Annotated in this window: 19 protein-coding genes; 13 read left to right on the top strand and 6 right to left on the bottom strand. The window is 47.6% G+C overall.

Going from position 1 to position 24,420, the window contains the following annotated elements:
* Positions 1-157: 157 nt before the first annotated feature.
* From IQ273_RS12365 to IQ273_RS12355, 3 genes are all read left to right on the top strand, one after another.
* Complete coding sequence (locus IQ273_RS12365; protein WP_194023475.1) at positions 158-400, top strand: hypothetical protein; 243 nt, start codon at positions 158-160, stop codon at positions 398-400.
* A 545-nt stretch (positions 401-945) separates the two neighbouring features.
* Positions 946-1,392, top strand: a complete 447-nt coding sequence (locus tag IQ273_RS12360; RefSeq protein ID WP_228052897.1) for a hypothetical protein — start codon at positions 946-948, stop codon at positions 1,390-1,392.
* Complete coding sequence (locus tag IQ273_RS12355) at positions 1,389-2,060, top strand: hypothetical protein (RefSeq protein WP_194023474.1); 672 nt, start codon at positions 1,389-1,391, stop codon at positions 2,058-2,060. Before IQ273_RS12360 ends, IQ273_RS12355 begins: the two co-directional genes overlap by 4 nt.
* A 21-nt stretch (positions 2,061-2,081) precedes the next feature.
* Here the strand turns inward: IQ273_RS12355 and IQ273_RS12350 are convergent, their stop codons facing one another.
* Positions 2,082-2,315 (bottom strand): helix-turn-helix transcriptional regulator, encoded by a 234-nt coding sequence (locus tag IQ273_RS12350; protein WP_194023473.1) that lies wholly within the window; start codon positions 2,313-2,315, stop codon positions 2,082-2,084.
* Between the two features lie 61 nt (positions 2,316-2,376).
* On the opposite strand from IQ273_RS12350, the gene IQ273_RS12345 reads away from it, so the two are divergent.
* Together IQ273_RS12345 and IQ273_RS12340 are read left to right on the top strand one after the other, a co-directional pair.
* On the top strand, positions 2,377-2,736 hold the full coding sequence (locus tag IQ273_RS12345) for a hypothetical protein (RefSeq protein WP_228052895.1): 360 nt from the start codon (positions 2,377-2,379) through the stop codon (positions 2,734-2,736).
* A 476-nt stretch (positions 2,737-3,212) separates the two neighbouring features.
* Positions 3,213-4,310 carry a DNA sulfur modification protein DndB gene (locus tag IQ273_RS12340; RefSeq protein ID WP_194023472.1) on the top strand — a complete coding sequence of 366 codons (1,098 nt, stop codon included), beginning with the start codon at positions 3,213-3,215 and terminating at the stop codon, positions 4,308-4,310.
* Positions 4,311-4,318: 8 nt separating this feature from the next.
* Here the strand turns inward: IQ273_RS12340 and IQ273_RS12335 are convergent, their stop codons facing one another.
* Positions 4,319-5,146, bottom strand: a complete 828-nt coding sequence (locus IQ273_RS12335) for a hypothetical protein (RefSeq protein WP_194023471.1) — start codon at positions 5,144-5,146, stop codon at positions 4,319-4,321.
* Between the two features lie 436 nt (positions 5,147-5,582).
* Here IQ273_RS12335 and IQ273_RS12330 point away from each other — a divergent pair, with 436 nt between their 5' ends.
* Genes IQ273_RS12330 through IQ273_RS12320 form a run of 3 tightly spaced genes read left to right on the top strand, consistent with a single transcriptional unit; the run spans position 5,583 to position 9,128 of the window.
* Complete coding sequence (locus IQ273_RS12330) at positions 5,583-6,203, top strand: UvrD-helicase domain-containing protein (protein ID WP_194023470.1); 621 nt, start codon at positions 5,583-5,585, stop codon at positions 6,201-6,203.
* On the top strand, positions 6,149-7,954 hold the full coding sequence (locus IQ273_RS12325; protein ID WP_194023469.1) for a UvrD-helicase domain-containing protein: 1,806 nt from the start codon (positions 6,149-6,151) through the stop codon (positions 7,952-7,954). The genes IQ273_RS12330 and IQ273_RS12325 overlap by 55 nt, the downstream gene beginning before the upstream one ends.
* A 4-nt stretch (positions 7,955-7,958) precedes the next feature.
* Positions 7,959-9,128, top strand: a complete 1,170-nt coding sequence (locus IQ273_RS12320) for a PD-(D/E)XK nuclease family protein (protein ID WP_194023468.1) — start codon at positions 7,959-7,961, stop codon at positions 9,126-9,128.
* 3 nt (positions 9,129-9,131) lie between these two features.
* Here IQ273_RS12320 and dpdD read toward each other — a convergent pair whose 3' ends face one another.
* The 4 genes from dpdD to IQ273_RS12300 all read right to left on the bottom strand — a co-directional run bounded on the left by dpdD (position 9,132) and on the right by IQ273_RS12300 (position 17,828).
* A complete protein-coding gene (dpdD, locus tag IQ273_RS12315) occupies positions 9,132-11,408 on the bottom strand; it encodes a protein DpdD (RefSeq protein WP_194023467.1) in 2,277 nt (758 codons plus the stop codon).
* 3 nt (positions 11,409-11,411) lie between these two features.
* On the bottom strand, positions 11,412-11,921 hold the full coding sequence (gene dpdK, locus IQ273_RS12310; RefSeq protein ID WP_194023466.1) for a phospholipase D-like domain-containing protein DpdK: 510 nt from the start codon (positions 11,919-11,921) through the stop codon (positions 11,412-11,414).
* Complete coding sequence (gene dpdJ, locus IQ273_RS12305) at positions 11,918-16,495, bottom strand: protein DpdJ (protein WP_194023465.1); 4,578 nt, start codon at positions 16,493-16,495, stop codon at positions 11,918-11,920. The genes dpdK and dpdJ overlap by 4 nt, the downstream gene beginning before the upstream one ends.
* Before the next feature lie 163 nt (positions 16,496-16,658).
* Complete coding sequence (locus IQ273_RS12300; protein WP_194023464.1) at positions 16,659-17,828, bottom strand: LuxR C-terminal-related transcriptional regulator; 1,170 nt, start codon at positions 17,826-17,828, stop codon at positions 16,659-16,661.
* A 497-nt stretch (positions 17,829-18,325) separates the two neighbouring features.
* Between IQ273_RS12300 and IQ273_RS12295 the strand changes: the two genes are divergently transcribed.
* The 5 genes from IQ273_RS12295 (at position 18,326) to IQ273_RS12275 (ending at position 24,349) form a co-directional block, all read left to right on the top strand.
* The gene (locus IQ273_RS12295; protein ID WP_194023463.1) at positions 18,326-19,276 is read left to right on the top strand and encodes a hypothetical protein; all 951 of its coding nucleotides are present in this window, start codon (positions 18,326-18,328) and stop codon (positions 19,274-19,276) included.
* 69 nt (positions 19,277-19,345) lie between these two features.
* Positions 19,346-20,521 (top strand): hypothetical protein, encoded by a 1,176-nt coding sequence (locus IQ273_RS12290; RefSeq protein WP_194023462.1) that lies wholly within the window; start codon positions 19,346-19,348, stop codon positions 20,519-20,521.
* Positions 20,522-20,555: 34 nt separating this feature from the next.
* Positions 20,556-20,990 (top strand): hypothetical protein, encoded by a 435-nt coding sequence (locus IQ273_RS12285; protein WP_194023461.1) that lies wholly within the window; start codon positions 20,556-20,558, stop codon positions 20,988-20,990.
* Positions 20,991-21,022: 32 nt separating this feature from the next.
* Positions 21,023-21,295 (top strand): hypothetical protein, encoded by a 273-nt coding sequence (locus IQ273_RS12280; protein WP_194023460.1) that lies wholly within the window; start codon positions 21,023-21,025, stop codon positions 21,293-21,295.
* 3 nt (positions 21,296-21,298) lie between these two features.
* Positions 21,299-24,349: a hypothetical protein gene (locus IQ273_RS12275; protein ID WP_194023459.1), complete on the top strand. Its 3,051-nt coding sequence runs from the start codon at positions 21,299-21,301 to the stop codon at positions 24,347-24,349.
* Positions 24,350-24,420: the final 71 nt, after the last annotated feature.

Raw genomic sequence — 24,420 nt, 5'->3', positions numbered from 1 at the left:
TCGATTTGACTCTTGCTTAATTGCTCTCTTTCTAGGGTTGATAGCAACATAACTCGCTCTACCGGTTCATCTGCCTATACTGTGCTCAAGGCCAAATTGTACGGTACTTTTATTCTCGGAAATCGCCTTAGTCTTTCCGTCGCCCAAAGGTCACTCTATGACTGCCAGCAACTTTCGAGACCGGGGGTGGACAGCTATCTTGAGCGAGTTGGGGCTGTCGATGAAAGAGGGCATCAAAATGACGCCCTACAATTGCCGCGACACGTTTATTACCCTCCAAGCGCTGCAGGGCCATTCCTCAACTACCATTGCCCGCTGGGTGGGCAATTCAAGCAAAATCATTGAAGAGCGGTACTTAGACCGGATGAGATTGGATCATCTCCGGCCTACCAATATCTGAATGTAATGGCGGGCTACTGTGGGGTATTTACGCTCGAAACTCAGCAGTAGCTCCACCTCTCGTGTGAAGGAAGTATTTGATAGGCCCGAAAGGCTTATAGGACAAGGCTTTTAATTCCTAGCTTTTTAGGTGATAGTCAAATGATAGTCAATTTGGCATGATAGTCAATTACTGAAAGCTTTGCTGCGAAAGGATTTGAGCGAATTTGGACGAATTTGGTCTTTTTTGGATAGGTTGTGCGATCGCTATTCCCATTAGTGGATAGCCTCCCTTGCCTTAGGCCAACACCATCAATGATGGAAACAGCTAATCTTTTGTTGGGGAGAGACTGGATCCAAGTGAGAGCAGGTGGATTTGGACAAGAGACTGCTTCAGCGGTGTATCAGCACCGATATCTAGCCAGGCCCAATACCAAAAAACTTCCAGCATCAACTCAGCCTTACGCTTGACCCTGAGCTAAAATTGGATCACATCCAGGGTGTCATCCAGTTCGGCGACTGTTTTAGAGCTTTTCCGTCCCTTCAACATGCCAAGGTGCCGCATATATGCCCAGGCGACCTCGTGAATCCACAGATGACCAATCTGTAAATTCTGGTAATAAGCCCAGAGTGCGCTTTATCTTTGAGCCCGATCGCACCTCTCCGAACGGCATCACCTACTCCTGGCTGATCCACGAGACCTACAACGGCAAAGAGAAAGCCGCTACGGCGACCCGTGCATTCTGGCTGCCCTTCGCCTATCGGCATTCGGGAAATCACTCTGAGGGAGAACTACGCGATCTGGCGCAGCAGTCCATCTGGCAGATGGAAGCCCAGATTCAGCACCTACGCGAGGAATTTGATTTGGGGATGGCTCGATCCGGTAGCACCGAATTGGTAGGAACGCCTGATACGGAGAATCTACCAGCAGAGGCAAGCGTTGCGTTGGTACAGCTTGTGACCGTTTCGGCTCCGGCGGCTGACTTGCTTGACGAGTTCATAGATGCCCTATGAGCGAGCCAAAGTTGCCGAAGGAGCCAGAGACCGAGAAAGGGCGATTGATGCGCCAGCAATACCTGGCGCTGGCCAAGGCTTCGCTCAAAGATGCCAAGGACTACGAAAGTCTTTACACCCGCTATAGCGATAATTCGGTAGCAGCGCAGGGATTAGATCAGGAAGTAGCTAGAGCCGCGCTACAGACTGGCAAGGCTCCCCGACAGGTCATCCAGCTCTTGGCACAGGGGCCGTTCACCCAGAAACAGATTTTGGGATTGTCTGACGAGGAGAAGCAAGCAGCGTTGCCCAAACTGCTTCAGTACGCTCAGAAGACCGTGGACAGCCTTCAGCAGCAGCGCTACCTGGAGTATGCCTGCTCGGTAATAGGGAAAACTCAGAGCTATTCAGACCTCTATCGAGACAATGTGAGCAGTGATCTGTCGGCGATTCAGCTCGACCAGAAGGTGACGGCGGCGGCATTGGGTGCAGGGGAATCGGGAGATGGCGTCGCGGCGCTCTTACTTCAGGGGCCATACTCTCGTTTTCAGCAGGATGTTCAGGGCACGTCACTTCAGACTGTGGAGCAGTATGCCCGTGGAACGGTAGCCCAAGTGCAGGCGATTCAGGCGCTCCAGATGGGGCAATCACAGCGAATGCCACTTCGTGGCAAGAACTTGGAGCGCTAGGGTTGAGCCGCTGGTGGTCTGTTACTCGTCTAATTCGCTGCTGATGTACTGACTGACAAAAGCCTCTGCGGCTTCTGGGCTCATTGTTTTGAGGACGCGGACGATTTCCAGAATGGTGTCGCCTGTAGGGTCAATCTTGCCACTGCACCAGCGGTAAACACTGTTACGTCCAACCCCCATGGTTGCCGCAAAACGATATTGAGTGATGCCGTACTGCTCCAGCACCTGTTTGAGAACATAGCCTGCCTTACCCATATCCTCATCATTTCAGAGGAGGGCTAGACAAGCGAATCCATATATGTTGACGCACACATATATGGACACTATGATGACGGTAGGATATTTTGAGGTTCACATTATGTTGGTTCCCCAAGGGTTTGTTGGTTCAGAGGTTGGCGGCATAGAGCACGACCTTCTGGTCAGCGTTGAGATCAGGCAAAAGTTGAGCAACTACCCCAGACACGACCGAGAGCCTGTGAAGCTCTTGGCTATTGGGTCTCGGGAGGCGATTCAGGCGATGCTTCAGCAGATGCATATGTGCGGCTTTGCCGAAATCTTTGAGTGGACTGACTTTCTACCTGCACCAACGCCCGATCGCCCGCTGAGGTGCAAGCCTGGGGAGTTGATGAGGATGTTGGTTAAGTATTTCCCAAAGCCTTCGAGAATAACTGAATAGACCCTTGCTCGCCCTCAGGCCAGAAAACGCTAAAAACCATTGCCTTGCTGATCCAGTTTGCTGCCCAATTCCTAGAAAACAAAACTGGCGTAAACTTACCCGGACAACTTTTGCTTGTTGGAGGTCGGCCCCATTTTAGAGCGAGATAGGCGACGGCTCTCTAAAAGTTCGGCCACTATCGCCTGTCGAGCAAGATCACCTTCTGCCTCCCACTCTTGCAAGAAGCGCTTTAACGCTACGCTAGCAACGTCTTGGATAGTGGGCGCTGAGCTTTGATACTCTCCTGCGAGAGAAATACTGATCTCCCTTAACTTCTCGTAAAGCTCAGACGGAACGCGGATATTTGACGGCAAAGTAAAAGATACCTGGCAACGCCAAGATTTTAGGAGTTGCTAAAGTTTCTTGCTACCATGAAATCATGTATACATGTTTACTAAACTGCGAATTGTCCTAATTCTTCCTAGGGAGGCATGGTGATGGAATTGTTGCTTCAGGCGGTGCCGGTTAAACGAGGGCTTAAGCGTAATCAGAAGAGTTATGTGGCCACGTTGTCTTTTGGCGACGTGGTGCGGTTGATGGAGGACGAAAGGTTGTATGTGCCCAATGACCCGGATTTGGCTGACTTTGCCCAGCGCAAATTAAACCCAGTGCGGGTCAACAACATAGCTAAGTACATCCTGGATACCTACAAGGATGGCAGTACTTTCTTCCCGGCTATCTGTCTCAATATTCAACCGGATCCTATCTACCGGAATGGAACGATTGTATTGCCCTATGATTCAACATCATTACGATTAACAGATGGACAGCATCGCTGTTGCGGTATTCATAGAGCAATTAAGTTGCTACGGGAGGAGGGGGCGTCGGAGGTCGCGGAGGTGTCTAGGTTGGAACTGGGGGCGTTGGTATATGCGGCGTTGCCTCTGGAACTGGAGCGTCAGGCTTTTCGTGATCAGAATCTGTTAGCGCAACGTCCTGGGAAGTCGTTGGCTTATTTGTTTGATATGCGATCGCCAGAAGTTACCATCGCCAAGGAACTCTGCAAGCGTGTACCCCAATTCCGCTCAAATATTGAAACCGTTGAGAATGGCCTAGGTAAGCACAATCCTAAGCTAATGACACTTTCGACGTTGGTCACAGCTACTCAACACATGTATCCTCGTCTTAGTGCCGAGGATATGCTGGAAGCCAGGATAGATTGGGCGATGACGTTTTGGGCCGCTGCTGCGAGCGCGTTGCCCGATAATCCTTGGCGCGTACTTCCTAAAGCCGAAAGAAAACAGCAGCGGGAGGACACTATCGTGGGAGCCGCAATCGTATTCCAGGCTTTGGGGCTAATAGGACGAGATTTATTTACGGAAGGTATACCGGCAGAGAATTTGGTACAGTGGCTAGCCCACTTAGCTGAAGTTGATTGGAGCAAAGAAGAAGATTTTTGGCTTCAGAGGGGAGTCATCCAGGTTAATGCCAAGGGAGTACGCATTATTCAAAACACAAGAACTACAGTTGATTCTTGCTACCACGTATTGCAGGAACTGCTCGGAGTGACGCCCAAGGCTGGAGTTCTGGCTTGACTTAGCTCTTAGGCTAATACTTCCTGAAGAGCGTTACGATGACCAAACCGTCCAAAGTCGTAGCGCTCATCCCACCATAGCCAATTAGAAGAGTCAGCCCAAACACCATGTTTTTTGAGGATATCTAAACGTGAAAGCGCAAGACCTCCAAGAACGAAATCAGGCCTACTCCAACTCAAGAGATGATCAAAATCCTGATTGGAAAGACCAAATTTAAGCCCCATAGGCATGGCACTATCTACCTTTAGTAAGCCGCCAAGAGCAATATATTTATACCCTATATTGCGATACTCACTCATCAGAGAAGAGAGAAAGCTCTTGGCTGTATTGAAATAGGGAGGTAAAGCATCTGCTTGCGGAATATCGATGGACGGCCAATTGTAGAGAGGATAACCTGCCTGAACTACTCCAATAAGTTGATAGGAGTATTGCTTATTACAATATTCTTTGAAGGTAAGTCTTGCAAGATAAAGAGATAAGAGCGGTTCCCCTATGATATCTGGCGCGAATACATAATCAGGATTAAATTTTTCACAGCGATCAAGAAAAGCAACTATCCATGCTCTAATCTCTTGTGAATCCGCTAGGTCAGTTTTTCTGATCCAACGACCGTTCTTAAATACAGATATTGTTTTCTGATACCAAACATTCTTCCTACTATCAAAAACACCACTATCAATAAAATACGGCTTCTTGGCCTGGCGTAAGCTATTAAGAAATTTGTCAGATTCAATAATGGTGCCTAAAACACCAAAATTACCTTCTAGCTTATGTAGCTTTTCTAAAAGATTTTGGCGATTCACCGCAAATATAGGAAGAAATTTTCTATTACCCATGTCTTTATTCCTAAAGCCGTCTATAGCAAAGGCGGAGAAAACTTAGGCATCAATAGACTATCGTTAGTAGTTTAATTGTACCATAGTGCGAGGCATGAATTCAAGTGTGAGGTCTTATGCGACAAGATACTACAAGTTTGAGTCTTGCCATGTTTCAATATTGCCCTTTAACGTTCCTTATTCCCCAATGACTCTGTGACGCGTCTATCAGATGCAATCTGTAATGATTTTAATTTTATTAAAATTTAGCGCCTTATATGTGTCAGGATTTACCATGGATGGAATACGCTGAGGCTGTATAGCGTTTCTTGCTACCGTAAAGTACGAAGTACATGGTGAAAGTCGCAAGACTTCAGCGGTAGCGATTTATTCATGTTTCTGTAAGCCATGAATAGATTTATATGAGCCTCTTGTGTTTGTAAAAAGAGGTTTAATCTTGATAGATTTTGATGCATATAAGAATTGTATCCAAAGCATACTTGAACGCAATCTTGAAGACAATCTGGGACAGCTTTCGGGGGTTTCACATGACACTAGCGATGTGTTGATGCTTGTAGCTGGGCCAGGATCTGGAAAGACGGCAGTATTGGTTCTGCGGGCATTGCGTCATGTGTTTGTTGATAATATTTTACCTGAAAACATACTTATCACAACTTTCACTAAAAAAGCAGCAAAAGAACTGAAAACGCGATGGCTGGATTGGGGTACTCTTCTTATTGAAGAACTATCTTGTCAACCAGATCTTCTAGCTTTTCTTCAGCAAATTGACTTAAATAGGTGTCGAATTGATACGTTGGATGGGATCGCACAACAAGCTCTTACAGAAAATCGTCTTCCTGGCCAAATAGCACCCATACTACTAGATGAATCAGCTTCTAAGTTGTTGCTTAAGCGAATTGCATTTAGCGATATTTATAGTTCAAATAGGGATCAACTGGACAACTATTTTTCAAGATATACTTTCGAAGGAAATCATCCGCGAAATCGAGGCGAGGCGAGGCTTTGGCGATCGCAAAGACTTTATGTGATCGTCTCGTTCAGGATCTTGTCAATTTAGAGAGTTTTAGAAATGCTTCTGATGAACAGCGATGCGTTGTTGAGATACTAGAAAGCTATCACACTTATCTTCGGGAAGCTAACATATGCGACTTCGCATTGTTAGAAGTGCAACTTCTTGAACGTCTTAGGAATGAAACATTAAGTACTTGGAGTAATGACATTCACGCTCTTCTGATAGACGAATATCAGGATACTAATCCTTTGCAAGAATCTATCTATTTTGAAATTATTAAAGCTTCTTCTCCGCTAGTAGCGATTGTTGGTGACGATGATCAATCACTGTATCGTTTTCGAGGAGGATCTGTAGAGTTATTCACTCAGTTCGAATCAAGGTGTGAATCTGCCACAGGTAGGCAGACTCAGCGTTTTGATATGATAACAAATTATCGATCCTCTGGAGAAATAGTTAATTTCTATAACAGCTATATAACTGGAGATGAAGATTTTCTTGCTGCTCGAATTGTACCATCTAAGCCAGAGGTAATAGCTCAAAGAGGCCTAGTAGGGATGCCGACACTAGGGTTATTTCGCGCAGATCCATTGAGTCTAGCTAGTGCTTTATCTGCTTGGCTAGAAGAGCTCTTCACAAATCGCTCTATTGTTATCGCTAATGCCGATAGTAGTTATGAGATTTCTTTGCCAGAGTATGGAAACCTAGGCGATTGTGCTTTTCTAGCTCACACAGTTAATGAAATAAAATACGATGGATATAAAAGACAAGCTCAGGTCAGGTTTACTGGACTTTTTAGAAGCGAAATGGAACAGCGCCATCTCCAGATATTTAATCCGAGAGGGCGTGCTCTAAGGAATATTGAAAACGTTCAAGTGTTATTGGGTTTGCTTTTGCAATGCCTTGATCCAGAAGGTACTTATAGTAGTCAAATTTATCCTACTAACGAAGCCGCTTTTTTCCTAAATCAATGGAGACAAGCAGCTAATTTGTTTATTTCTCAGAACCCTTATCCTTCGCAAAATGGTGGTCTTCAAGGTTTTACCGAAAGCTGGAAAAGTGTATCGCGTGGCAATTTTGGAGACGAGTTTCCCTCTGACTGGCCAGTACTAGAACTTATCTTTAAACTCATCACTTGGATGCCTTCCTTCCAAAATGATCCAGAACATCAGGTATGGCTAGAAGCCATTACTAGAACAATCTCAGCCACTGGAATAGTTTCTCCTTATGGAATGAAAATTTTGCAAGGTGGATCACATCTTGTCAGAAGTCGTGAAAGCTTTATCAGGGATGCACTTCTACCTATTGCTGAAGATGAGGTAGATGTGGATGAAGAAATCATGCCAAGTGTTCCACGTAATTATCTACAGCTAATGACAATTCACCAAGCAAAGGGTTTAGAATTTCCCCTTGTAATTGTTGATGTCGGTAGTCAATTTACAAGAAATCACTACAAACAAGCCTTTAGAAGGTTTCCCTCATCTCCTTCTAATGTTGTATTAATGGAAGATGATGTTGAATCTCATTTAGACGGATCTTTGAGAGGTTTTAGAGGTTCACTTGATCGATCATTCGATGATTTAGCACGCCTTTATTATGTTGCTTATAGCCGACCAAAAACGGTTCTAATGCTTGTTGGATGCGAAAGGTGCTTAACCTATGGTGCAGGAGGAAATTACTCAGGATCTATTCCTAATATATCGCTAGGGTGGTGCCGAGATGGCAGTTGGCCTTGGAGACAAGCGTATACTGGTAGTAGCCGACCAATTCGAGTTGATCCCCCATTTTTTCTGATTTAAAACTATGGAATTAGAGATTAAGCAACCAGAACATATTGTCCCCAGTTACTCGATGACTGGAGATCTTCTTTCCTATCTCCGTTGTCGTTTACAGTATCGTTACCATAATGGGAGTGCTCTACCTCCGTCTCGTCCTGTTCAACAGTGGTTTGGGGAGTTTCTTCATGGCACTCTTGAACTGTCATTTCGCTTTTGGCAGGAAAATCAATCTCTCTATTCTTTTCCCTGGCCTTGTACACAGAGAACATGGGGATCTGATCCACCAGAATGGGATACTAATGATATCGGCAAATTTGCAGACACTGTTGAGTCATCACTGCGAAAACAAGGGAAGGAAGCAAGAAGCGCAGATGCTCGTAATTCCGGTTATCGACGTGTCGCTACTGCAATCAATCAGTTAGGTCCTCACCTATTTCCTTTGATTGCCTCTGCCGAAAAGAAAGTCATTGGTACTCGGCCAGTCCCAACTTTAGACGTAGAATTGAGATGTTCTAATTATGAAGTGCATGGAGTAATTGATGTTCTGACAAATATTACACTTGGCCATGTAACTGATGCTAATCTTATTCGCCTATGTGTTCAAAGTGTGTGCTCCGGTCTGGCAGGTGAATATGAAGTTATTGTTGACTATAAAGGTTCTAAGCGCCCCAGATATTCAGAGCCTTATTGGCAACAAGGTAACTGGCAGTTACAAACCTATGCTTGGCTAAGAAGCCGTCAACCAGATGCGTTACCTGTCGCTGCAGGCATTCTTATTTATATTAATGAACTCACTCCAGGTACTAAAGAAATGCAAGGGCTAAAAAGTGGGATTGCAAATGGAACAACAGATATTTTGCCAGAACCAGGTTCCTTAGACGAGCAACTTGTGAGAATGTGGAGGCCAGGTAATAATACAGATCAGTTATCTCTTGATTTTCGACTGCGTCGTGCCATTCGTGTTGTGCCAATAACGCCAGAAAGCATTCAAACCGCGTTAACAGAATTTGATGATATTGTCCGGCGTGCAGAAACCGACATTGTTCAAGAATCATATTCAGGTAACATAGTAGAGGCCTGGTATCCTACTTGTGAGGATAAAGACACTTGTGTCGCATGTGATTTTCGACATTTTTGCCCAAAGCCAGCAGATTCACCTGAAAATTATGAGCTAAATACTCCAACCGCGCCATAACGTTTAGAATACTTTACCTATACCAGCTAAATAAGCCTCGATTTCTCTTAATAGACTGGCACTTCCTTTAGTATTGACTCTTAGAAGCTTATTCTCTGAGCAATGGTCTTCAATAAAATATGTGGCAGCATGTTTTGCGCTGGCTGTGACCATTACAACGAAATCGGCATTCAAGATCCAAGTTTTAAGCTGCTCATTTCCACCCTTGGCGTGACTAAGATGGACTTTTATTCCTGCACAAGCACTTTCCAGCATAGCTTTCGCTCGCTGTGCAACAGGCTCAGTCAAAGTGTAAATCAGTATAGATTTATTCTTGAGTTTTTTTAGTGGATTATTTTCTGCCTCGTAATCATTTTCTCCACTAATCTCTTGGTCTGGAGGAAGATCTGGAAACGAGGCCTCTAGACTTAAGTCTTGAACTAAGCCTGAAAACAGCCTCCACTGTATCTCGTCAATGCGATTGGCATATTGGCGTAGTGTAGTTGCAACTGCGAAAAGAAGCTGAGAGCGTATCTTGTCTTCTAGGCAAGGTTGAATTATCAATATATTGATAAAGTCTAAAATCCAATCTACTTTGGCTGGAGAACTGTACTGCTCCCAAAGATCTAGAGCAAAGCCTACAATTTCGTTGTAAGTTTCTTGATTGATGCCAAGGCTAAATAGAGTATTTGCCAGTTCATTGAACAGTACTAAATCTGGATCGCCGCCAGATGTTGTTATAGCTATCAGGTCGAGTAAAAACGCATAGATAGATGAGAACTCACGACGAGGATACTGCTCATCATTTTGGAATGCTCCAAGTAAGTGAGGCAACGCATTGGCTAAGGTCTGCTCAGTCTCCGATTGGCCTGAGGCTGTCTCCAGTAATGACCTAAATTCTTGGATAGCTCCATTTTTGGTAATTAAATCAGAAAGATCCCACTCCTGCTCTCCGCGACGAGATACATCAAGAGCTAGATCCCATTCTGGCTTCTGAATTAACTGCTGTAACCACTCTACCCAATTATTGGGAACCTCTTTTGCAGGGCTTTTAGTACCTTGCAGCCGTTCCAGACAGTCTTTGCCACGGCGGGTTTGGCTAAGAATTTCTTGTTCACTGGAGGTTAATTCCTGAAAAGCAGCAAGGGCCTCTCGTTGACTATCTAAGGTTTCCAGTTCATAGAACGCTTCGAAGAGTAGGCGAGTTTTTTGTAAGGAAGGTGGAGCTTGGGGGGCTAAGTTTAAGACCTGATCCCAATTAAAGCACTGTCCTGCTTCCTCAGCTTGTTTCAGTGGATTAGTAGTGACAACAGGAGGGGAGGCAATTGGCTTTTGGCAAAGGTCGGCTAGCTGCTGAAGGTAGGCTAAATCGTCAGGGTATAAGCCTGGAATACTAAGGATTTCATCTTGTAAAGCGACATCAGGTTCTTCGCGGCCAATAGCCAGCAGCATAAAAGATTTGACCGTTTCGGGTTGGCGACTACTAGCCCGAGCGGTGTATAAGCTGCTGTATTGAGGAAGAATGCTTTCGTAGAAATAGGTAACTGCACTCTGAACAGCCTTAGTTGATTCAAACCGGTAAAGCTCGTGTTGATAAACAGCGCGAATGAGCGCCTGGGTAACCTCGTAAGGGCGACGGGTGCCTAATAAATCAGGTAGCTCTGGCAGAGCGAGCAGTTCTTCCCATTCCTCTAGGTTGGAGAGCATCCGTACCTTGAGGAACAGCAAGTTTTGAGGGTCTAAGCGATTGTGGTTTTTGAGATAGTGAAGTTGATGCTCAGCGGCGGGGCGATCGCAGGCCTGCAACGCCATATAAAAATCTCGCAGGACTCGACCCGTAGCTCTTGGAGTTTCATAGGTTTGGGCCACCCGGCGATCCAGTACCTGACGCATTAGTTCTAGGGCTTTCCAGATCTCATGAGATTTTCCGTTACCGTCAGAAGCCCCTTGAAACTTAAATGCTAGTCCCCCTGTAAAGGACTGGACAGAGGCTTCTACTGGGTCGCCTAAGTTAAGCGGGGACCGCTGGCCCCGAAACGTAGACCAAGTAGGGCCAACAAAAGCGGTTAGATCTTCCCTAAGGCTTCGTAATTGGCGCTCAGATTGGGCTACACCATACCAATCAGTTCCTTGGTGACGCTTATAGGGCAGCACAGAGGGCAAACCTTGCTCAAGCCGCACAATCCAGGGTTGGAGCATACGGGCAGAACCGTTAGCAGACTCAACGGCATTCAGCTTGATCTGATTGTCATCACCAAAGAAACGTTTTAAGAACTGGTGGGTGTCTAACTTGGTTTCCATACCCTATCTTTCGCCTCCCCAACGGTCTCTGAAATTTAGCTTTTGTTCTGAAATGGCCTCTAGGGCTGTTTCATAGATCAGCGTCTCCTCGTTGACGGTGATGCCGTTGAAGGTGAAGTTCATCGAGCCAGCCAAAAAGAAGGCATCTGACAGCATTCCTTTCGTGTGAAGTTCCTCAGCCTGATGGAGACGTAGGTAGTTGTCGTTAGCTAGGGTGCCCAGGGTCTCTACAAAGCTGCGGTTGTGGAGGTCGGGGCGAGTGGCTACACAAACCGTCGTGCCTAGTTGGGTTAGGGTAGCTAAGACTTGCACAAGGCGAATTTTGGATCGGGGCCACGATGGCTCTAGGGCTAGGAATGTATTGGCTGTGTTGTCAATAATGGGGATATCAGACACCCAGGGGGATACTAGCCACAGGCAGGCACTGGGGGAAATAAGTTCTGCCACCAGGAGTGCCTGAAGCAAGTCGGGCAGTTGCCGCGAGCTAAAGCGAGAGTGAATGGTTCGGCTCACTGCAATGCCTCCCGAATGCGAAGGCGGGCAACATACCCCTGGGAGGTTCTGCGCATCCCTTCTACAGCGGGATACAAATTTAGAAAATCAACATCTACGGGCTCTATCATTATTTTCAGGAGGGCACTTTTTAGCGCTTTGCGGTTGGTGGAGTGAGCACTGAGGGAGGCGCTACCCACCGTTCTAAGAGCTGCATTCACCTGCTCCAGCCAGTCGGGTTCTTCTAGCTTGACTAGGGTTTCAGCGGGCTGTAAAACATCCAGCAGAATTTCGCGATCGGCCTCGGGCACGATGCTAAACGGGTTGTAAAAGGAGATAGCTCGGTTTCGGATGACACTACCCCGCAACCACAGACGACCATATAAAACCTGAAAGCAAACATAGGGATCCCGGCGAGCATCGGGGGGTAAGGCCTCGGTCAACTCGGGTTGGGTACTGGCCACATAGGCAAACACCCGCGCATCGACTTCAATGCCTAACCGCTCTTCTTCTGCTTGCCACCGTCGCAGCAGTTCTCTCAGTTGATGATCGGTGGCTGTTCCACTGCCGGGCGACAAAATGCGGGCGTGAATCGCCGTCATAACTGCTGGGGTGATGAGAATACCTTCCTCCAGTAAAACGCGGCGAAGGTGGTCGCTGGCTTGGGTGAGAGTATGGTGAGAATCGGCGGAGCGTACCTGGGCAAAGACAGACTGTACCGATTCGGTGGTTTCAGATAGCTCTAAAAGGGTGGTAAGTTCTGAATCTACGACCTCAAAGTCTGAGGGTTCCAGAGCACTCTCGACCAATCGCAAAAAGCCAGTAGGGTCTTCGGCATAGCGCTGAAGAATTTCTTCAATGACGCCACTGCCTCCTGGGCTAGCCTCTGTGAGCCAAATTTCTTCTAGGTCTTCTGACAAAGAAGGAGATTCTGGGGGGCGCGGGCCTGAGTCTAGGTCGAGCAGCAAATCTTCGGAGTCGAACTGGGGGCAAAGCTGACGGCAGGCTTCTAGGATGGCTCCACCCAAGGTTGCTTTGAAGCGTTGTCTAGCCCAGTCGTGCCAACCGTTGTCAGGCTGTTGCCAGAGGATCTGGGCGAGGTCGTTCAGAACTGTTTGGACTTCGGCGCTTGAGGCTAGTTCCCGAAGCCGTTCATGGGTGGGTTGCCTGCCAGGAGGTAAGTTAGGGGTGATCTGATCACTTAAATCGGTGAACCCATCGGTGGTGGTTTCGTCGGAGGTAGTGTCGTCGGTGGGTTCTTCTACGTTGAGCGTTTGGAAGATTCGATCCAGTACAGTGGCCATTTCCTGGCCCAGATCTTTTTCTTGGAGAGCCTGGTAGGCATCGGGTAGCGAGATTTCATTCTGTAGAGCGTAAGCCACCAGCATAGAGAGATAAATCTGGTAGAGCCACTCGCGCTGAAAAATATTGGCGATGCCATCGAGACGGGTATCGTGTCGAATGCGATGGCGAAAGTATGACGTGCGAAATGCGTGAACTTTAGGCCTGTTGGCGTCGTAGGGGCTAAGGGCAAAATCTGCGGGAATGCGATAGTGAAACACGATGCCGTCTACGGTTTGGGCAAACCCGACCCCGGCAGGTTGGCCATTGGCAGCTTCCACAAAGCGAATAGAGGTTTCCACTTCTTGGGTCTGGCGATTTTCCTGAATCCGTAGGTTGGCCTCAGACCCCATGGCAAAGCGACGCACCTCTAAAGGGTTCTGCTGGTTGTGGGTAAAGCTATATACCGCTTGTAGAATGCTTAGCCAAAATGAACCCTGGGGCAAGTCTATGGGGGTACCCCTGTCTGGCGGCACGATTTGGGTATGCCATTCCAGTTGGGCGTTCGATTTGTCGCTGACCTGGGGTGGAATTTGCTCTACCTGTAAAGTCCAGGGTCGAATGCAGCGAATGTCAGTAATTTGGTCGTTTTGCCAGACCTGGAACGTGCCTGCTTCTTCATATTCGGCACAAATCTGCTCGATCGCAAGGTTTTGTACCCCACTCACCAGGGCTGCTGGAGCAATCCAGTGGCTGATCTGCCCTCGCTGAATGCCAAAGCGCCGTGATACGCGCCCTGGGGCAAAGGTTTTGATCGCTTGCAGAATCGGTAGGTAGTATTCCTCTGGCTCAGTAGAGCTTTGGGTTGGAGGCGGTGTAACAATACGAACTTCGGGCAGCAGCAGGTCGCTGAAGAGGTTAGCAGGCACAAAGTCTGGCAGGGGGTCTCGGGTGTGATAGTCCAGTTCAGGTTCACCTGGCAATTGCAAACGCTTCCATCCAGTTTCGAGGCGTCGTAGCAACGTGGGCAATACCCCGGTCATTAATGCTCTGGGCGGATCCCATAGGATGGGTTGAAGGTCTTCATTAGACAGACCCAGCGCTTCTTGAAGGTAGTTTTCTAAGGCAATATAGGCTTCTTCACTGTCAAGGATCTGACGGATGATGGCAACTGCTTGGTTCTGACGCTGGTGCCAGATTCCTTGGGCTGGTTGAGCAAAGGCTGTCCAAAGACTACCGCGAGGAGTGGCGGGCAGTTGCTGGGCGACCCAATCCATAAAGGCAAAAGCAGCCTGGATGCGGATGACATAGCGGTTAGACAGAGGCAGCAGACGTTCTTCAAGAATGGGGTTGAACAGTAGGTCGTAGCTTTGGTAGGCGATGCGATCGCGTCCATAGTCCGACAACACAACCACAGTCCAGGGTCGCATGGTGCGGCTGCGACCAGCTCGCCCCTTGCGCTGAAGAAACGAGGCCATGTTGCGGGGTGCTTTATGTTGGATGACGGCTCCTACGTCGGGATCGTTGAAGCCAACCTCTAGGGACGCAGTGGCGACAATTATGTCTGAGTCGGCATCCACTCCGGTGTCTTGGGAACTGGTGCGGGTGATTTGCAGAGGATTTTCTAGAGTGTGGCCAATCTCTTCACACAGATACCAGGATTGCCCGGCTGGAAGGCGATCGCTGGCGTCGGGAGTACTGTGGGTGCGGAGAGCCGCCAGGGGTTGTCTGCGGGCTATGGGGCGACCCCAACTGGTGCGGGCCTCGGCATCCAGCAGGTTATGGAAGAGGCGGTTGGTGACATCTAAATCGTCGGTGAAGGCAAAGACCCGCGAACCGTAGGCTCCTTGGCTGGGGGAACTATCCGCCGGATCGAGAATCCGGCGCAGCAACATAGCGGTTTGGATACTGGTGGAAAGTAGGCTGGTGCCGGAGACGGGGTCGCCCCGTAACGCCAGCAGGTATTCCATGCCTTCGGGCTGAACATCGTCGCCGGGGGTAATTTCTTCCACGCTGCCGGGGGCAAGGCCGACTAGTTGAGTAAAGAACTCGGTGGCGCTCTGGAGGGTGGCGGAGAGTCCAGTGAACTGCACTTTTTTGCCAATTACCCGTTGCCAGCGGCGCAGTAGGTAGGCGACCTGGGCACCGTGGATGCTGGTGTAGGTGTGGACTTCATCGAGTAGGACAATCTGGGGAGGCTTGGTAGCTCCAACTCCAAAGATATGGCCATATACCGAATCGCCCATTGAACGGTTGAGCATTTCGGTGGTGGCAAAGAGGATGTCGGGCGGAGTCTTGGCCATGCGATCGCGGGTCAGCATCACCTCGTCTTCTTTGACCTCTGCTCCACAGCTGAGATCGAGGCAAACCAAGCGCTCTCGTCCTTGCCCAATGTCTTCTCGCCGCCAGCTAAGGACACCTTCACACCGAGGACAGCGTAGGTAGGGACAGGTAAAGCCACCTCTTTCAGCCTTCCAATTGCCCTTCAAAATGTAGTCTTCTGGGTCGGCTTTTCTAGGAGTTAAGCCGAAAAAGGCCCCAATGGTGAGCTTTCGTTGACCGGCTTGGTGTAACACCGTATCGAGGCGACGGGCTTCGAGGTAGGTTTCGGAGAATTGGTCCTTGAGCAGTTCTTGGCGGGGATAAATAGCCAGGGCCTTTGTCCAATAGGCGTCTTTGGCAGGAGATGTTTTGATTAGTCCGGCGATGTGGGTCAGAGCTGGCAGGTAAAAAGCGAGGGTTTTGCCGGTGCCGGTACCTGCACAGACGATCATGCCGCGACTTTTGGTGCTTTTGAGGTCACGCAGCATGCGGGTGGTGGCGCGGAGTTGGAAGTTGGCTAGTTTGAGGGTGCGATCGGGGGAAACCAGCATGGCCTCTAGGGCAGATTGCTGGGTTGGAGAGAGTAATTTGTCAGCATCAAGGTGCTGGAGAACAGCTTGGGACTCTAGGATACGGGAGGGGTAGACTCGCTGACGGAGGGAGAAGCGGTAGTCGGCGACCAGGGTGGGGGCGGTTTGCCAGTCGCGTTTAGGGAAGAGTTGGCGCAGGCGGGCAAAGAGGCGGACGGCTTCGGCCATGCGGGTGCGATAGCGGCGGCGACCTTTGAGGTTAAAGTCGAAGAGGAGTTTGCGCTCCTGCATGACATCAATGAGATCCCACGGATCTGCATCTAGACCTGACTGATCGATACACGATTCAGCGAAGTCTATGATTTCGTCCTCGCTGAAGCCGCCATCAACGACACCCCACGTTAAAAGTTCGACTTCACGGCGTTCTAATTGATTGAGAAATTCGCGAACCAGCTGATCCATTTACTTTTGATTGCCCTGAAGGTGCAGCATGTAGGCTACAAGCCTAACCAGCCTTGCCCTAGACTTAGCCTACCCAAACGAGAAACGCCATATGGGTTAAGAAATATTGAGGATTACCTTGTTTTGTATAGAATTGAGGCGGTTTTGCATTCTAGCAAACAAACTAGCCGAGTATGCCCAAGCCGTTTAGAGCATAGGTGATGGCCGAAGTCAGGTTGTGAACGCCGAATTTTGTATAAATATTTTCCAGGTGTTTCTTGACAGTGCGATCGCTCAATCCCAGTCTTTGTGCGACCTCTTGTATGCTTTTGCTTTTAATGATCCAAAATAGTGTTTCTCCTTCTCTTTTCGTTAGCCCTAGCAATTGCAGTGACTCAATTGAGAACTTGTTTGCCTGATCCTCCTCTAGCAAAAGATAGTATTGCTCAGTTTTCGCGTCATAGCTGAAGCGTATCTTTAAGCGTTTCCCATCTAGTTCTATGGCAATCGCTCGGCCAGTTGAGCAGGCTTCTGTTGAATCAGTAAACGACAAAACATGGGTATCAACCCACCGCTGAAGGAGATCAGGTAAAGCCATTTTAGCCTGAGACGGTGGAAAATAGCAGTGTAGTATCTCATCTGCTCGTGGCGTCATCCATTTGAGTGTGCCATCAGTCGATAACGCAATCAGTGCTGTTTGCTCGATGGCTGTTTGTTTCTCAATGATTTTTTGATGTAAATGATTGAAAGCAATGATATTGTCGTAGGCCTGTTTTAGATGAGGTCGAATTAAATTTAAAATTAAGCGATCGCGCTCTGAAAAACTACGGCGATCCCGACTGATGATCAAGCTTAAATGCTCTTGTCCACGATGAAATAGATCCATCACAGGAGAGCCGCTACAAGCCATGGGCAGAGTAATATATATCCCCATCTGATCTTCTATTCCATAGTGTTCAAGAAAGCCTTTATACAAAGGTTCTTGGCGGTGAAACTCAGCCTCACTAAGAAAATCTGAGATAGCCATTGCCTGCCCATCTAAAGTTCGAAGATAGTTGGTTGCGACAGGATGGGAAAAAAAATTCTCAGGTTGCGCGGTAAATGCTGTTGCAGCTATGCCAATCTCAGGATCTGGATATGTGATGATACGAGGCAACGTCACGTTGTGATTGCTGGTACGTGGCAACCTGCTGTCCTGAGTATTAAAAGTGACAAATCCACTGGTGTCTGTGCCAATTATCTCTGGCAGAGCGGCCATAATCGTTTCTGGAAAAGCCTCTAGGCTGTAAGGAGTGTAAAGAGATCGCAAGAACCCATGCAAATGCTGCCAATCAACGCTTGTCAGGGTTTCCATACTTTGTAAAGAAAATGGAGGATGCTTAGCAATTAACTACGTCAATCGCCGTATTGTATCCCACAAAAAAAACTGTCACCCTAGCAACAAGATTTTCTTAAGTAATTAATTAGCCGGAGTGCATTCGTCAGTGACTTACATTGCCGTAACAGGCAAGATAAAGCCTAGCGAAACTCAGGATAACCGTCCATTAAGAGCTTTAGAGCGTTGATTTAATGATGGAGGCTTTGAGTATTTTTACTTAAAAATTTTTAACCGGATTGAAGATAGCCCCCATCTTCTCATCGAGGTTGCATGTCCAATCCTTTCTGTATTAACGTCCTTCAACAGTCTGCCGGAAACGTTAGACGTGTCTGTTTCCCTTATCTACTAGCATCGCTATTTAGAGAAAGGGGAAATTTGGTCCCGCCGCTCATATGTTTCGAAATAGATGGGGACTTGGCCTTCAACCGAAGTAGTCAGGCACTAGGCATCTTCCTTTTCGGTGGTTGCAAGTAATGAATTACGAAGATGCCACATTGCTTCGTCTGGCCGATCAGACAGCACGTTTGGACTTGTTTGATGAATTGTCGCTGGAGCAGTTAGTCTCTGCTGCCTATAAAACAGAGTTGTTGATGGTTGAGGGGCCTTATCAACCGCTCTTTACAGAGGTTCGACTGGGCCTAGTTATCTCTAATTTAGGCATGGTGGAGGGAGTTTGGAATCCTGTTGGCGGCGTAGACAGGGTAGAAGCTCGATTTCATACCTTTGGCCTGGGATCACGTTCACCGCTGCGAGTAGATGCTCTGTGGCGTGGGGATATTGTGGTTCGCACAGTGCCAACGACCTCACGCATAACGCAGGTAGAAGCAAAATGGACTGATTCAGGCACCATAGATGCCGAGATTGTGGCGGCTTTGGGGAGTTTGCCCGCTAACCCACAAACTCTGGAACAGGAAAGACGGACACGTTTCTTGGCGCGTATTCGTTCGGCCCTCGATCAACCCTTGAGCTTTAGCGATGAGCTATTGGACAAATGGTTATTTAGTGTGGGTGCTGCTTCAGTCAGTGATCTAATCACCCGATCGCAGGGGACGGTTCAAAGTGGTGCAGTACAAGTTACCTTCTCCCCTCCAGATCCTTCTCCACCGTCTCCTAAGGCGCTTCCTATTACGGCTGCACTGTTAATTCGGAATGCTGACTTCTCTGTTGCCAACCTGCTTATGGAGAGCAAAATGCTGCGTGAGCAGTTGGAAAAACAGGGATTGGAGCAATCTCCCGACCCATCATTACCTCTTCGTCATCCTTTATTGGTGGTGTGGGTGGTGCCAGCAACTGTATTTGATGATGATGATTGGCCTGGTGGTGGAACTGGTATGCCACCAGAAGCATTGCGGAATGCTCGCAGAGCGATAGCGGGAGAGTGGCTTGCCCGTGAGGGCATTGGATTAGTTGCCACCCCGACCTAAAAATTCAGATTTTGACCTCGATTTCGAGGTTTGCCAAAACTACACCACTTTACTCAATAAGGACTTTCTATGCCCCCGATTCCAGCCGCATTTCCATTTATTGAGGTCAAGATCGACACCTCGGCTCTAACGCCAGTGGCCCAGCGATCGCCCGGTGTGATTGCGATTGTTGGCAAATCTACAGCAGGTGACGCCGCTGCTAATAAACCTTTTGCGATTGACACGCTCGATCAGGCCGCTGGGCTATTCGCCGCTAAGAATCGCGACGGTACGGTGACAGAGACGCCGCTTTATAGTTCCCTGAAAATCGCGATTCTGCAAGACCCTAAACCTTCCAAAATCTATGGCGTGAAGGTTGATGCTGACAATTATGCTGGTGCTTTAGCCTCTTTAGAAGCAGCCGATGATGTCACGTTTGTTTCTCTTGCTAATGAGGTTTCGGTGGGGACAGCGACAGTGACAGCGACAGGAGTAGCAGCTACGAATTTAGTAGCGCTGAAGGAGCATGTGGAAACCATGTCAGCCCAAGGGCAAAAACGGATTGGTGTCGCCATGGTTGATCCCACAACTGCTAAGTCGGGCACCTATGTAGATTCCATCTCGACTGCTATTAACTCATTAAAGAGTGATTCTAGTCGGATGGTTGTGATTGCGGCACGGGGTGCGACAGAGGATGCCGCGACCGCAGCAATGGCTGCGATCGCAGGCTTTGACCCACAAGTCTCGATGGTGTTGAAGAAAGTTCGAGGCTTTTCTATGCCGGTAGAAAGCCAGTACAGCCCATCGGAGATTAAAGGGCTTTCAGAGGCAGGAATCATCCCTATTATTGATCCGGCGTTAATTGTGGGTGAGAGCTTACATTTTGCCGAGGGGCGCTGTTTCACTACAGATGCCAGTCTTCTCTACATCGACATTGTACGAGTGCTGGATGATATCGACTTTCGGCTCAAGGCAGGGCTGATTGGTGCAATAGGAGATGCTCGCATTACTAAGTCTGGTATGACAATGCTGAAAACGAGAGTAGAGGGAATTCTCGGCCCTTTGCAGCGAAGTGGGGTAATCGTGAACTACAACATTGACATCCCTGTACTGAATATTCTCAGTTTGCCAGAGAGTAGCTGGACTGTAACCGATCAGGCCATCGTTCAAACGGCGCGCGCCAATCGAATTGTAGATCTTTTTGTAACTGTGACCTACGGGCCTGCGGTACATCAACTCAAAGTTACACTTGCGCCCAAATTTTGATCTGCCTCAAAACTTTAATCTGGAGTAAAACACTATGCCGGAATGGAAGACTCGCCTTGCTGTTTCTTATATCGAGAGTGGCAACACTGTCACTATTTCACCTATCGATTCTTATACACCAACGTTTTCGCTTAATGCAGAAGCACTGCACTCTATTGAGCAGACTCATATTGGGGTAATTTATCAGCCCCCGGCAATGTCGTTTTCAATGACAGTAAAGGCGATCGGCAATGTAGCGGCTCAACTCACTTCTTTATCTTTGGAAGGAAAATCCTTCGATATTGTGCTTCAAGAAACTGACGATGGGAATGATTGGTCGTTTAAGACGATTGTTATGAAGAATTGCATTATTACGAGTGCTTCTCCGTCACCTGCCACGATATCGGGAGCACCGGCTGCAACGTTTTCTGGTTTTAGCTTGGCGGCTTCATCAGAGCCAAAGGTGGGCGCAAAGGTTGAGGTTCCCTAGCCTAAAAGTTCAGTATTTATTGAGGTAAGGATATGGATGAGGACCAATCTCAGGTTCAAGGGGCGGGGGGACGGGCAGCGCGGGTTGAGCGGACGGGTATTGCCCTTGTGCATGAAGGGGAGCTGGTATTACCGGCTGCGGGGAGTGAGGCCCAAGCAACTGTGGTGGCTGAAGATGCTCAGTCGGTGATTCATTACTATTTCCCAGTAGAAATTGAGGTGCGGGCTGCCCCTGAAGCTATGCCTTTGGATGAGATTGTGCAGGCGACGTTGGGTTATTTGGCTCAAAGTTTGGAGAGTGTGTAGACCATGCCAGTGCGGGTGACTATACCTATTCGGCTTCGGGTTGATCCGGGGGCGCTAACGGAACGGCAGGATGACCTTGAGGAGGCATTGGCGGCGGCGGTTGGGCGTGCGTTGGCGAACTCGCGGCAAGCGGTATTAGAGCCGAGGGGTGGATACGTAGGGGTGAGGGTTCATCCGCCAGAAATAAGTTGGTATGGAAACGGGCTTGGACTAGTGACAGGAACTAGGCGAAACGAAATTGAAGAGCAAATCACTAATAACTTAATGCGGCTAGTTGATTCAGCCAGAATTTTGGAGATAGCGCGTATAGGAGAACAATCTCAACCACCACTACCTACAGAAATTGCTGAGCAAGTGGATCGAGAGCGCTTATCAAGCGTTTCAGATATTTATGTTTTGCCTAGCTATCAGAATTTTGAGGAGGTTGCTATATCAATAACTCAGCGCATAGGATTCAATGATTCTCTTGCACATGAAATTGATACGCTTACCTTTACTCAACTTTGGGATGAGTTCGATCGCCGCCGTCGCCGCCTAGAAACCCGATATCTTATAGCCGATTTACCAATATTAGAGGATCGTAATTCTGAGCCACTAGAACTGGTGAGTTTTCTTCTAGCTCGAATGTCGCCTGATGATGCTTTTAATCATGCCCTTGATTTAGCACTTTGGCTACTTAGTCAAGGAGAACAAAGACTTGCTGAGCAGGCATTGAGCAGCTTCGAGAGTAGCTGGTGGATACGCTTTACTGCCATCGCCGGTTCAGATCTACCAGTAACAGGAGGATCGCCTTTTGGCGGTGGGTTAGGTTCCGAACAGCTCATAACACGGGCTGAAGTAGAAGCAAGATCTAGCCATCATGATATTGCTCAACGTCTACTTTGCCTTGCTTATCTAATGAATCAAATGCAGCTTCAGCAAGTACTGCAAAATAGACAAAGACTAGACGAATATGCACGAGAATTTACCCTATCTAATATCCGTGCTCGTTTAAACCTGATTTTGAATCTTTATCCCCGACTTGCACAAGAAGCATTACATAACCATGACTTGGAACTCTCTCGCCAGCTTGAAGTTATTGGACAGTCTCTAAATCAAGATATACAAGATCGTTTTACCCTACAGCAAATCTCTGAGCCTGATCTCAGACAGCCAATTAGATCTACAATAAGTTTTAGACGTGGAGCAGATACTGCACCATCTACAGTTGGGATTGAAGCAACCTCTGCTCAGCCTGTAGAAAATTCTCAGGACGAAAGTATCCGAGATAGGATAATCAATTCTCCACCACCATTTCAAGGTGCAGTTGTCATACAGCAGACTGCCAATGACTATATAAGTGTTCACTCATCTCAATATGTTCTTAGCGGCACAATTGCTCGATCTGTAATATGGGCTAGATCACTATTTGGCACAGTAAGTTCAGTAATTGTTGCTCCACCCATTCAAGATTTAGCAGGCTCTGAGTACTATGTAACTGGCCTTGACAGGAACTTGCTAGGTGCTGATTTAGATATACAGAGAGGGCGCTTTGGAGGAGAAGTTAGAAAACACCTTCAAGGTGGCTTTACTGTTGTCGCAGTCCTGCTAACAGATGGCTACGTTGCTGCCCCTACACAAAGAGATTTATACAATTTTAGAGAGCAGTTACGGGCTGAGGAAGGACATGATAGTGTACCTGTAGAATTACTCCGCACAAATATTTTTGGAGGAGTTGATCGCTTAATTAATTTGGGTGGAGAAAACAATCTTGAACGCGCTGCCGAATTTCTCTCTGGTCTTAATGTTGAAGCGTTCAGAATTATTGATAGAGAAACTCGCGCTCAATATTTGACTGTTTTGCTTAATGCATCGACTCTCCATGCCGAAGAAAAGGCAATCATAGAGATTATTAAAAGTATTTCTAGTCGATCAGAGCTAGATGCTATATTTGCCCAACTCAAACAAACAGAGGGAGTTTGGGACAGGTTGTTTGATGATCTCGACGATGAACTTTGGTCACTTCTTGTACTACTTGGAGAGAGATTCGGAGACGGCGATCACTTAAGTCTTGACGAGTTTATTCAAATTCTATTTGAAACTCGTATTCTTTCAGGCTATGGAATTTCTATCGGCCCTGATGGCCCAGAAGTCGATACTAATTTATTAGAGGAATTTGAGCAAGGTATATACGCAGCTTTAAGAATGGCTACAAGCCTTGCTCGCTCCATTAGCGAAATTGCCAGCTTAATTGCGCATCCAGAAAGAATCATTGATATAGCTTGGCAAATTGAAAAAATGGGATTTATCTTCCTGCTAGCATATTTTAGATTTCCTCCTGCTCAAGAACGTGCTAACGAATTACTTGCTCATATGGGCCGTCAAGTAATCTTTGGATTAAAAGGTGCACTGATTACAGGAGAATCTCAAAGATTTTATTGGCGAATACGGTGGGCAATTGTTTTCGAAGTTGCCTCGTTGTTTATTGGGGTTGGCGAAGTCCAAGGTGCTGTGCGAGCAGCTAATATCGCTGAGCGCGCTGCAATTCTCACCAGACTCATACGGGGACTTAGTTTAACAGGTCGCCTCGCTAGAGGAGAACAAGCCGCAGCAAGATTTAGTCGCTTCGCCGCATTGCTTAGCCGCTCAAGCAGAGTATTAGAAAGTGAAGAGAGAGTATTGGAACTGCTGTCTCACTTGCCTGAAGAGCAAACAGTTCGTTTGACAAGGGCATTAGAAAGCGTTGAGATTGATGAAACAACGATGTTAGTTCGTCTTGCCCAGGCCAATCCAGAGCTAGGTGCACTAGCTAATACATCTTTACGGCAGGCTGAAGCTTTAAACGAATTGGCTACAAAAGCAGGTGGTTTGACTGCTGAAGTTGTGGAAGCTTTTCATCATTTACTTCATACTCCCGCTGAAGAGCTTAGCGATATCATTCGTCTTATCCCTGCTGATCAAGGGACTGCTTTTGTCCGCTCAATTAGAGCAATACCACAAGATATTTTAACGAGTGGTCCTAGTTCCAACTTATTTTGTGTCGGCTTTCCTGGGCAACGGCCTTCTGCCATTTAACGAAGAGGCAATCAGCAGGTTGCGCACCCAGTTGTCGTGATAGCGGAAACCGTTGAGTTGTTCAAAGGGGC

It is taken from the genome of Nodosilinea sp. LEGE 07298 (assembly GCF_015207265.1).
Taxonomy (GTDB): Bacteria; Cyanobacteriota; Cyanobacteriia; order Phormidesmidales; family Phormidesmidaceae; genus Nodosilinea.
The sequence above is the reverse complement of the archived record's forward strand: the minus strand, read 5'-3'. Positions and strand labels throughout refer to the sequence as shown.